The sequence below is a fragment of the Amycolatopsis tolypomycina genome (assembly GCF_900105945.1).
In the GTDB taxonomy this organism is placed as follows: Bacteria; Actinomycetota; Actinomycetes; order Mycobacteriales; family Pseudonocardiaceae; genus Amycolatopsis; species Amycolatopsis tolypomycina.
Map to the genome: position 1 here is coordinate 2719739 of NZ_FNSO01000004.1, position 10578 is coordinate 2730316.

Here is a 10578-nt window from a genome sequence, read left to right on the forward strand (position 1 = left end):
TCAGGAGCTCCAGACACGGTCGGCTTCCACCTCGAGCTCGATCATCGCGGCCTCCAGCAGCTCTTCGGTGAGGTCGGACATCGCCCGGCCCAGCGCGAGGTAGCCGGACACCCGGGCAGGCCCGCTGCGGTGGGCCAGGCCCACCCCGGAGAACTCGTAGCCCTCCGGAGCGCGCAGGACGATTTGGGCCCGCGTCCGGCGCGGCTCGTGATCCATCGTGACGTCGAACTGCCAGTTCCGGGTTTGCTGCGTCATGGCCGCTCCTCTCCGTCCCCGGCACCCGACGGTGCCAGCTGGGCCGAACGGCCCAACAGGATCCTCACGCCCGGCTTCGGTGACGAAGGTCCTCCCGGTTCGGGCAATCCGGCCGCGTCGCCGGACCACCGATCCGAGGTCTCCTTGTCTTGCGACACCGGATGTCGCACGGAAGGAGGAACGGATGACTGCCCTGGTGCCGGGCTCACGCCTGGCGTTGCCGAGCATCGCGGCGTGGCTGGAGAACCCCTGGCCGTTCGCCGAGCACAACCCGGTCCGGATCGAGGAGTCCACTGAGGACGGCAAGTACCTCGTGCGGGCCGAACTGCCCGGCTTCGACCCGGAGAAGCACATCTCCGTGACCACGCACAACGGGCTGCTGACCATCTCCGCCGAGCGTGAGGCGAAGGAAACCGCCGAAGGCGGCCGCAGTGAGTTCTACTATGGCACCTTCAGCCGCACGGTCAGCCTGCCGGCCGGGGCCGACCCGGCGAAGGTCAAGGCGACGTACACCGACGGCATCCTCGAGATCTCGATGCCGGTTTCGGAGCACCCGCGCGACAAGCACGTGAAGATCCAGGTCACCAAGGACTAGGTGACCCTCCGCGGTGGGCGCGGCCCTCGGTCGGCCGCGCCCACCCTCATGCCCCTGAGGAGATGCGATGACCCGGGCCCTGCTCGCACGCGGCGACGTGGTGCTCGTGCGCCCGTTGCACCCGGGCGACACCGCCGAGGTGCTCGCCCTGCACACCCGGCTCACCCAGCAGGACACCTACTTCCGGTTCTTCGGCACTCCGTCCGGGTTGGCCAAGCTGGCGGCGGAGATCGCCGCCGAGCCCGGCCCCGGCCACTACGCCGTGGGCTGCTACCAGCGCGGTGCGCTCATCGGCGTCGCCAACTACGAGGTGCTCGCCGACTCGGCCGATGCCGAGGTCGCTCTGGTGGTCGACGCGACGGTACGCACCCAGGGCGTGGCGACCCTGCTGATGGAGCATCTCGTCTCGCACGCCCGGAAAACCGGCCTGAAGCGGTTCCTCGCCGAAGTGCTCGCCGAAAACGCCAACGTCATCCACGTCTTCCGAGACCTCGGTCTGCGCTTCGAGGCCAGCATCGGCGGCCCGGAACGTGATGTCGTGATGGTCCTCGAAGAAGAGCCCGCCTACGTCGAGGCGGTGCTGGAGCGCGACTCGGTCGCCGACGCCGCCAGCCTCGCGCACCTGTTCCGGCCGTCCTCGGTCGCCGTGATCGGGGCGGGGCGGCGCCCGGGCTCGGTGGGGAACGCCGTGCTGGGAAACCTGGTCGCCTCCGGCTTTCCCGGCCCGGTCGAGGTGGTGAACCCGCACGCGGACGAGATCCTCGGCGTGCCGAGCGTCCCGTCCGTCGCGGCGCTGACCCGCACCCCCGAACTCGCCGTGATCTGCCTCCCCGCGCCGGCCGCCGCGCAGGCCGTCGAAGAGTGCGGCAAACGCGGGGTCCGAGCCGTCGTCATCATCTCTTCCGGACTGACCGGTACCGGCGCCGGCGAGCGCGTCCACGCGGCCGTGCGCGAGTACGGCCTGCGGCTGGTCGGGCCGAACTGCCTCGGCGTCGTCTCCACCGATCCGGCCAGCCCTTACGACCTGACGTTCCTCGCCACGCCGGTCAAGCCGGGCAACATCGGCGTCGTCACGCAGTCCGGTGGCGTCGGCATCGCGCTCGCCGAATCGCTCGGCGACCTCGGCCTCGGTGTGTCCACTTTGGTCTCCACCGGGGACAAGTACGACGTCAGCGGCAACGACCTGCTGATGTGGTGGGCCGCCGACCGCCGCACCGAGCTGGCCGTGCTCTACCTCGAGTCGTTCGGCAACCCGCGCAAGTTCAGCCGGCTGGCCCGCCGGCTCGCCCGCACCCGCCCGGTGCTCGCCGTCCGCTCCGGCAGCGGCGACACCGCCCAGCGCGCGGCCGCCTCGCACACCGCCGCGGCCGCCACTCCGGCCGTTACCCGGGACGCGCTGTTCGAGCAGGCCGGCGTCATCGCCGTCGACACCGTCGCCGAGCTGGTGGACGTCATCGCCGGGCTGTCCTGGCAGCTGCTGCCCGGCGGCCCGCGGGTGGCCGTGGTGAGCAACGCGGGTGGCGCCGGAGTCCTCGCCGCCGACGCCTGCGAGCGCGAAGGCCTGGTCATGGCCGAGCTGTCCCAAGACACCCGGGACCGCCTCGCGAAGGTGCTGCCGGCCGAGGCGGCCGTGCGGAACCCGGTCGACACGACGGCGGCCGTGCGTGCGGAGGTGTTCGCCGACGCGCTGCGCGCGGTCCTCGACGACGACGGCGTCGACGCGGTCATCGCCGCGACCGTGCCCACCGCCGTCGGCGACCCCGGCGCGTCGCTCGCCGCGGTGCTCCCGCCCGAGTACAAGACCGTCTTCGCCGTCCGGCCCGGTCAACGCGCCCGGGTGGCGCCGCTGGTGCCCGGCCGCGGCGTCACCGCCTGCTACGACGACCCCGCCGCGGCCGCCGCGGTGCTGGCCCGGCTCGTCCGCTACGAGCAGTGGCTGAACCGGCCGGAAGCCGACGAGCGCCTCGAGTCCCTGGCAGATCCGGACGCGCTGCGCACCTTCGCCCGCGAGCGCGAAGGCTGGCTGCCGCCCGCCGACGCCGTCGAACTGCTCCGGCTCGCCGACATCCCCATGGTGGAGACCCACTACGTCGAAGCCGGCGACTCGATGGACGCCGCGGCCGCCGACCTCGGCTCGCCGGTCGTGCTCAAGGCCGACGCCGACGGCCTGCTGCACAAGACCGCCGGCGGCGGCGTCCTGCTCAACGTGCGTGGCGCGGACCGGATCATGGAAGCGTTCCGGATCTTGCGGTCGCGTTTCGGGTCCGCCCTGCGTGGCGTGACGGTCCAGCCGATGGCCGAACCCGGCCGGGAGCTGCTGGTCGGCGTGCGTTCGGACCCGGTGTTCGGTCCGCTGGTCGTGTTCGGCCTCGGCGGCGTCGACACCGACCTGATCGCCGACCACGCCGCCCGGCTCGCGCCGCTCACCGGCGCCGACGCGGACCTGCTCTTGGACGGGTTGCGGTCGTCGAAGGCGCTCTGGGCGTCCGGACTGGATCGGGCTGCGGTGCGCGAGTTGCTGCTGAAGGTCAGCCGGCTGGCCGAGCTGGTGCCGGAACTGGCCGAACTGGACCTCAACCCGGTGCGCGTGCGCTCGGACGGGTGCGTGGCGCTGGACGTCCGCGCCCGTCTGGAGCATGTCGCGGCCGAAGACCCGTTCCTGCGCCGGCTGCGAGACTGAAGGAGCGACCCGTGCGTGTGCTGACCCTGAACCCGGGCTCGTCCAGCGTGAAAGTGTCGCTGGTCGCCGACGGCACCGCCGTCGGCTGGGCGGCGTGGGACTTGACCGACCCCGCGGTCGTGGGCCATGCGGTCCGGCGCTGGTCCGATGTGGACGCCGTGGCCGTCCGGTTCGTCCACGGCGGCACGCAGAAGGCGCCCGCGCGGGTCGACGACGTCCTGCTCGCGAACCTCGAACGGCTCACCTCGCTGGCGCCGAACCACCAGCCGCTGTCGCTGTCGGTGACCCGCGAGGTCCGCCGCCTGCTGCCGGACGTCCCGGTGGTGGCCTGTTTCGACACCGCGTTCCACGCCCGGATGCCCGAAGCCGCCGCCCGGTACCCGCTGCCGCGGGCGTGGACCGCGCAGAACCGCCTGCGCCGCTACGGTTTCCACGGTCTGTCGTGCCAGTACGCGCTGCGCCGCACCGGCGAGCTGCTGGGCCGGACACCGGACGAGCTGCAGCTCGTGTGCGCGCACGTCGGCGCCGGGGTGTCGGTGACCGCGATCCGCGACGGCCACGGCGTCGACACCAGCATGGGCTTCACCCCGCTCGAGGGCGCCATGATGGCCACGCGGTCCGGCTCGATCGACCCGGGCCTGCTGCTGCACGTGATGCAGACGGCGCCGATGAGCCCGGCCGAGATGGCCGACGCCCTGTTCCATCGCTCCGGCCTGGCCGGGATGAGCGGTACCAACGGCGACCTGCGCCGCGTCCTGGCCGCCGCGGCCCGCGGCGAGCAGAACGCCGAAGTCGCCCTGGACGTCTACCGGCACCGGTTGTGCCGGGAGATCGGCGCGGCCGCGATGAGCCTGTCGCGGCTGGACGCGGTGGTGTTCACCGGTGGCGTCGCCGAGCACCAGCCCGGGCTGATCACCTCGGTCATCGACGGGCTGGGGGTGCTCGGCCTGCGTGCCGGGCAGGTCCCGCACACCGAAACCGATCGGGTCGTCACCGCACCGGACTCGCCGGTGCCCGCCCTGATCGTCCTGCCCCGGGAAGACCTGGAGCTGGCCCGTGGCGCCGAAGAGGTGCTCGCCCGAGTGTCCGTGAGGTGACGCCGTGCACGTCCTGCTGACCGAATCGTCCTTCGGCGACTCCGGCTTCCTGCTGCAGCCCCTGCGTGACGCGGGCTGCCTGGTCAGCCGGTGCCACAGCCGCGCCGGGCTCTGCCGCGCGCTGGCGGTCGGGGGCCGCTGCCCGCTCGACGAGCCGTTCGCCCAGCCCGACCTCGTCGTCGACGTCCGCGGCCAGGAACCGGAGCTGACCGCCCGCGAGTACGGCGTCGTCTGCGCGGTCCGCGACCACGTGCCGGTCGCGCTGGTCTCCCCGGATCCGGACGTCCGGGCGGAGATCCCGGCGGGGCTGGAGAACCGCGTCACCGTGATCGACGCCGACGGCCTGCTGGCCACCTGCCGGGCCGCCACCAGGCACCTCCCGGCGCAACCGGGCAGATGACCGGATTCCGCTGGGACACCTCGTCCCGGGCCGTGCTCGGCGACGCCCTGGTGCGGCTCGGCCCGAACCGGTGCGTCGCCGAGGTGCGGCCGGACGAAGTCGTCCTGGCCGAACCGCCCTCCCGGCGCGACCGGGCGCGCAACGCGGCCTTGATCGAGTGCGGTGCGGCGCTGTCGACCGTCTGGACGGTGCTGCGGATCCTGGGCCGTGACCCGGTCGTGGTGTTCCCCTACGACGCCGACCGGCCGGACGTGGCGGCGGTCGTCCGGGCCGGAGCAGCGCGGCCGCCGTCGAGCGGTGAATGGGCGCGGTACGTGGCGCTGCGCAAGCCGGCGGAACCGGAGCTGCGACCGGTCAGCCTCGCGGTCCTGGGCGCGCTGGCGGGCGAGGACTTCTGGCCGGAGACCGACGTGCGGATCGTGCGGCCTGCCTGGGTGCCGGCCCTCGAACAGCTCGGCGCCGACGTCACCGGCCAGTCCGCCCTGCTCGTCACCACCCCGGGTGACAGCCGGCGGCACCACGTCCTCGCCGGCGCCGCGCTCCACGGCACCCGGCTGGCCGCGGCCGTTCGCGGGTTCTCCTCCCGGAACGTCCCACTGAGCCGCCTGACCGCCGTCGAGCGGGCCCGGCAGACCGAGATCATGCCCGGCATCCCGCAAGCGCTGCTGCTGGTCGGCCTCGCCACCCCGAAGCGAAGGAAGGCACGATGACCACGCACCTGAAGAGCCCCGAGGCGCCGCCGGTCGACGCCCGGGAGCCGGTCGCCCGGCTCCTGCGGGACCTGCGGACCACACCGACCGGGCTGACGGCCCGCGAGGCCGCACGCCGGCTGCAGGTGAGTGGTCCGAACTCGCTGCCCTCGCACGGTGGCCGGAAGTGGCCGCTGGAACTGGTGCGGCAGCTGGTCCACCCCCTCGCGCTGCTGCTGTGGGTCGCGGGCGGGCTGGCGTGGGTCGCCGGGACGACGAACCTGGCGATCGCGATCGCCGGCGTCATCCTGCTCAACGGCCTGCTGGCGTTCGTGCAGGAACAGCAGGCGGAGAAGGCGGTCGAGGCGCTGGGGAAGTACCTGCCCGACCGGGCGCCGGTGCTGCGCGACGGCCAGGTGTGGCACGTCCCGGCGACCGAACTCGTCCCCGGCGATGTCCTCGTCCTCGAGGAAGGCAACCGGATCCCGGCCGATGCCCGGCTGATCGACGGCACGGTGGACGTCGACGCGTCGATGCTGACGGGGGAGTCGGTGCCGGTGACCCGGATGGCCGACGCGCACGACGACGCTGCCCGCCCGCTCGATTCGCCGGTGCTCGTCTTCAGCGGCACGGTCTGCGTCGCCGGGGCCGCGCACGCGGTCGTCCACGCCACCGGGCGGCACACGGAGATCGGCCGGATCGCGTCGCTCTCGTCGCGCGTCGGACGTGAGGAAAGCCCGCTCGAACGCCAGGTCCGGCGGGTCGCGTGGCTGATCGCGCTGGTCGCCGTCGTGGTCGGGATCGGCTTCCTGCCGCTGGGCTGGCTGGCCGGGCTGTCCTGGGCGGCGGCGTTCGTGTTCGCGATCGGGCTGCTGGTGGCCAACGTCCCCGAGGGCCTGCTGCCGACGATCACCCTGGCCCTGGCCGCGGGTGTCCGGTCGATGGCCAAGGCCGGGGCGCTGGTGAAGCGGCTGTCCGCGGTCGAGACGCTGGGGTCGACGACGGTGATCTGCACCGACAAGACCGGGACGTTGACGCGGAACGAGATGAGCGTCGAGGAGGTGCACCCGTACGCGGAGTCGTTCGCCGAGGCACTGGCCCGGTGCAGCACCGCCGACGTCACCACCGGGAGCGGCGATCCCACCGAACTCGCGCTGCTGCGGTACGCGGGCTCGACCGGGGCCGACCTGTCCGCGCGGAAGGTGTTGTACCCGTTCGACCCGCGGCTCAAGCGGATGTCCACTGTGGATCTCGTCGGGGATTCCCTGTGGGTCTCGACCAAGGGGGCGCCGGAGCAGGTGCTACCCCGCTGCGCGATGCCGCCCGAGGAGCGGACCCGGCTCCTGGCGCTGGTCGACGAGATGGCGGGCCGGGCCCTGCGCGTGCTCGCCGTCGCCGGCCGCCGGGTGGCCGTGCTGCCGGACAGCCGGGAGGAAGCCGAGACCGACCTGAGCCTGCTCGGCCTGGTGGGCCTGGTCGACCCGCCGCGGCCCGAGGTCGCCGCCGCCGTCGCGGACTGCCATTCGGCGGGCATCCGGGTCCACGTGGTGACCGGCGACAACGGCCGCACGGCGGCGGAGATCGCCCGCCGCGTCGGGATCGGCGCGGACCGCGTGATCAGCGGCGAGGAACTGGCCGACCTGCCGGAGCCGGCCCTGGACGAAGCGCTGACGGCCAACGGCGAGATCGTGTTCTCCCGCGCGGCACCGGAGGACAAGCTCCGCATCGCGGACGCGCTGCGCGACTGCGGCGAGGTCGTGGCGATGACCGGCGACGGCGTCAACGACGCTCCGGCGTTGCGCCGCGCGGACATCGGCGTGGCGATGGGCATCGGCGGCACGGACGTGGCCAAGGAAGCGGCGACGGTGGTCCTGACGGACGACAACTTCGCAACCATCGTCGCCGGGGTCCGGGAAGGGCGCCGGGTGTTCGACAACGTCCGGAAGTTCGTGCTGTACATCTTCGCGCACGCCGTCCCGGAAGTGCTGCCGTTCCTGCTGTTCGCGGTGTCGGGCGGGATGATCCCGTTGCCGTTGACGGTGCTGCAGATCCTGGCGATCGACCTCGGCACGGAGACATTGCCCGCGCTGGCTCTCGGCCGCGAACCCGCGGAGCCGGGCTTGATGTCCCGCCGTCCGCGACGGCGCTCCGAAGGCGTGGTCACCGGGCGGATGCTCTTGCGCGCATGGGGAATCATGGGACTGTTGTCGGGAGCGTTGGTGCTGGGAGCGTTCTTCGCGGTGCTGTACGCGGCGGGCTGGCACCCCGGTGCGGATGTCTCCTCGGGAGCGTTGCACACAGCGTACTTGCAGGCGACGACGGCGACCTTCGCGGCGATCGTGTGCTGCCAGGTGGGCACGGCGTTCGCGGCCCGGACCGAGCGCGTGTCGCTGCGTTCGGTGGGCTTGACGACGAACCGCCTGCTGCTGGGCGGGATCGTGTTCGAGCTGGTGTTCGCGGCGGCGCTGATCTACCTGCCGCCGCTGCAGGCGCTGTTCGGAACGGCGGCGCTTCCGGCTTGGGTGGTAGCGATGCTGCTCCCGATGCCGGTCATCGTGTGGGGTGCGGACGAGCTGTTCCGCTGGGTCACCCGCCGCGGCGACGCTCGGGAGTGACGCTCACGCCGCGGGCGCCGTCCACTGCTGGTTCGCTTGGCCGTTGCAGGCCCAGAGGAGGACCTTGGTGCCGTTCGCGGTTCCCTGGCCACTGGCGTCCAGGCAGAGGTTCGACTGGACGCCGGTGATCGTCCCGTTCGCGTTCACCGTCCACTGCTGGTTGGCCTGGCCGTTGCAGTCCCAGATGACCACGGGCGTCCCGTTGGCCGTGCCCTGGCCGGATGCGTCGAGGCACTTGGTGCCGTAGACGGTGAGCTGGCGGCTCGCCGTCCGGGTCCAGGTCTGGCCGGAGCCGCCCTGGCAGTCCAGCAGTTGCACCTGGGTGCCGTTGGCGGTGGTCGCGCCGGGCACGTCGAGGCAGCGCCCGGACTGCTTGCCGGTGATCGGCCCGCCGGTCGGAGGCGTGCCGTCGGTGCCGGTGACGGTCAGCAGGATCGCCTCCCCGGCCGGGACCGAAGTGGCGTAGCCGGAGGTGAAGGTCCCGCGGTCGGCGCCGGCCCAGACGTCGCGGACGACCGCCGAACCCGACAGGCCGAGGGCGGACCACCGGGCGGTGATGGTGGCGGCCGACCCGGTGCGGTTGAGCAGGACGACGGCCCGGCGGCCGGTGCCGGACAGCACCTTCTGGTAGACCTGGAGACCCGAGGCGTCCTCGGTGACCTTGGTGCCCTGCCGCCCCAGCGAGTCCTGGTCGATGGCGATCATCTCGCGGTTGGTCAGCGCGGCGCGGGTGGCGGCGCTCATGTCGCTGGGCTTGTTGCCCGCGATCAAGGGCGCGCCGGAGATCGCCCAGAGGCTCAGGTGGGTGCGGTTCTGCGCGTCGGAGAAGCCGGGCAGCCCGGCGATGAGCATGTCGGGATCGTTGTAACGGCCGGGACTCTGCGCGCTCGGGTGCTGCGCGGCGTCGAAGTTGGCCAGCATCCGCGACATCGACGGCCGCTCGCCCCAGTAGATGATGTCACCGCTGGTCCGCCACAGGTTGGCGATGCCGGGCGCCCAGTTCCAGGGCTGGTTGCCGCCCCACTCGCAGACGGAGAACGTCATCGGCCGGCCGGTTTGGGCGGTGGCGCGCGAGATCGAGTCGCTGATCTGGGTGTAGGCCGTGCGCGCGTTCAGCCCTTCGGCGTTGCCGCCGCACCAGTCGACCTTCACGTAGTCGAAGCCCCAGCGCGAGAACTGCAGGAAGTCCTGGTCGTAGTGGCCTTCGGCGCCGGTGCCGGGGTAGGCGGGGTGCCCGGTGGGGTAGTAGTAGCCGCAGCCGTTGCGTCCGGCGTCGGTGTAGATGCCCGCCTTCAGGCCCTTGCTGTGGATGTAGGCGGTGATGGCGGACATCCCGCCCGGCCACTTCGCGGTGTCGACGGTGATGTTGCCGTTCGCGTCGCGGCTGCCGGTCCACCAGCCGTCGTCGATGTTGACGTACTCGTAGCCCGCGTCCTTCATACCGGAGGTGACGAGCGCGTCCGCCTGCTGCTCGATGACGGTGTGGTCGATCGCCCCGGCGAAGGAGTTCCAGGAATTCCAGCCCATCGGCGGCTTGGTGATCGGAGCCGGCGCGGCAGCGGCGCTCGACGGCGCCGCGACGGAGAAGAGGGCGGCGATCAGCGCGCACACCGTCCACAGAGGACTCAGCGGGCGCTTGGCTCGGCGTGCTTGCGCGTGCGGCAACGGAACCCCCATCGGCGGTGACGGTGGAAGTGTGAACGCTAACACAACTGCCGCGGCGGAGGTTCTTCCCGGTGAAACTTTCAGTTTTCTACGCCGGAGCCAGGTGATTCGCCGCCTCCGGGGTGATGACCACGACCGGGCACCGCGAGTACCGCACGCACTCCCGCCCGACGCTGCCCAGCACCAGATCCGCCACCGCGCCGCCGCGGTGCGTGCCGAGCACCAGCAGGTCCGCGTCCGCCGATGCCGTCACCAGCTCCGTCGCCGGGTCGCCGTGGATCGTCCGGGTCTCCACTGCGGCCGCCGTTTCGATGCCCAGTTCGCGGACGTGCGCGTCGAGCGAGTAGCCCGCCTCGGGGACCCGGCCGTGCGGCTGGAAGGCGAACGACGTCCCCGGCAGCAGCTCGTCGCGCGGCCGGACGAGGATCGCGCGGACCGTGTCGCCCGCGTGGGCGCCGATCTCGAGGGCCCACCGCAGTGCCGCGTCGCCGCGGGGTGAACCGTCCATGCCGACGATGATGACGCGGCCAGTGCTCATGACTTCCTTCTTTCCTCGGGCGTTGCCGCGATCGTGCGTCCGGC

General features: G+C 72.6%; 9 protein-coding genes. 6 read left to right on the forward strand and 3 right to left on the reverse strand.

Annotated elements, in window-relative coordinates; translation table 11 throughout:
• Entirely contained in the window at window positions 1–255 is a 255-nt protein-coding gene (locus tag BLW76_RS48660; protein WP_167384683.1) for a dsRBD fold-containing protein, read from the reverse strand.
• Window positions 256–439: 184 nt separating this feature from the next.
• On the opposite strand from BLW76_RS48660, the gene BLW76_RS22495 reads away from it, so the two are divergent.
• From BLW76_RS22495 to BLW76_RS22520, 6 genes are all read left to right on the forward strand, one after another.
• Entirely contained in the window at window positions 440–850 is a 411-nt protein-coding gene (locus tag BLW76_RS22495) for an Hsp20/alpha crystallin family protein (protein ID WP_091310577.1), read from the forward strand.
• 67 nt (window positions 851–917) lie between these two features.
• Window positions 918–3530, forward strand: a complete 2613-nt coding sequence (locus BLW76_RS22500; protein ID WP_091310580.1) for a bifunctional acetate--CoA ligase family protein/GNAT family N-acetyltransferase — start codon at window positions 918–920, stop codon at window positions 3528–3530.
• Window positions 3531–3541: 11 nt separating this feature from the next.
• Window positions 3542–4627: an acetate/propionate family kinase gene (locus BLW76_RS22505; RefSeq protein ID WP_091310583.1), complete on the forward strand. Its 1086-nt coding sequence runs from the start codon at window positions 3542–3544 to the stop codon at window positions 4625–4627.
• A 4-nt stretch (window positions 4628–4631) separates the two neighbouring features.
• The gene (locus BLW76_RS22510; RefSeq protein WP_091310585.1) at window positions 4632–5027 is read left to right on the forward strand and encodes a hypothetical protein; all 396 of its coding nucleotides are present in this window, start codon (window positions 4632–4634) and stop codon (window positions 5025–5027) included.
• A complete protein-coding gene (locus tag BLW76_RS22515) occupies window positions 5024–5737 on the forward strand; it encodes a hypothetical protein (protein ID WP_091310588.1) in 714 nt (237 codons plus the stop codon). The genes BLW76_RS22510 and BLW76_RS22515 overlap by 4 nt, the downstream gene beginning before the upstream one ends.
• Window positions 5734–8331: a cation-translocating P-type ATPase gene (locus BLW76_RS22520; RefSeq protein ID WP_091310590.1), complete on the forward strand. Its 2598-nt coding sequence runs from the start codon at window positions 5734–5736 to the stop codon at window positions 8329–8331. Before BLW76_RS22515 ends, BLW76_RS22520 begins: the two co-directional genes overlap by 4 nt.
• A gap of 3 nt (window positions 8332–8334) precedes the next feature.
• On the opposite strand, the gene BLW76_RS22525 is transcribed toward BLW76_RS22520, so the two are convergent.
• Both BLW76_RS22525 and BLW76_RS22530 read right to left on the reverse strand, forming a co-directional pair.
• The gene (locus BLW76_RS22525; RefSeq protein WP_167384684.1) at window positions 8335–10008 is read right to left on the reverse strand and encodes a glycoside hydrolase family 27 protein; all 1674 of its coding nucleotides are present in this window, start codon (window positions 10006–10008) and stop codon (window positions 8335–8337) included.
• Between the two features lie 76 nt (window positions 10009–10084).
• Window positions 10085–10534, reverse strand: coding sequence for a universal stress protein (locus BLW76_RS22530; RefSeq protein ID WP_091310593.1), 450 nt, complete (start codon window positions 10532–10534; stop codon window positions 10085–10087).
• Window positions 10535–10578: the final 44 nt, after the last annotated feature.

Bases quoted from the DNA above. Each gene is read 5' to 3' on its own strand.
- BLW76_RS22520 (WP_091310590.1), top strand. From the start codon at position 5,734: ATGACCACGCACCTGAAGAGCCCCGAGGCGCCGCCGGTCGACGCCCGG.
- BLW76_RS48660 (WP_167384683.1), bottom strand. From the start codon at position 255: ATGACGCAGCAAACCCGGAACTGGCAGTTCGACGTCACGATGGATCAC.
- BLW76_RS22515 (WP_091310588.1), top strand. From the start codon at position 5,024: ATGACCGGATTCCGCTGGGACACCTCGTCCCGGGCCGTGCTCGGCGAC.
- BLW76_RS22500 (WP_091310580.1), top strand. From the start codon at position 918: ATGACCCGGGCCCTGCTCGCACGCGGCGACGTGGTGCTCGTGCGCCCG.
- BLW76_RS22530 (WP_091310593.1), bottom strand. From the start codon at position 10,534: ATGAGCACTGGCCGCGTCATCATCGTCGGCATGGACGGTTCACCCCGC.
- BLW76_RS22495 (WP_091310577.1), top strand. From the start codon at position 440: ATGACTGCCCTGGTGCCGGGCTCACGCCTGGCGTTGCCGAGCATCGCG.
- BLW76_RS22525 (WP_167384684.1), bottom strand. From the start codon at position 10,008: ATGGGGGTTCCGTTGCCGCACGCGCAAGCACGCCGAGCCAAGCGCCCG.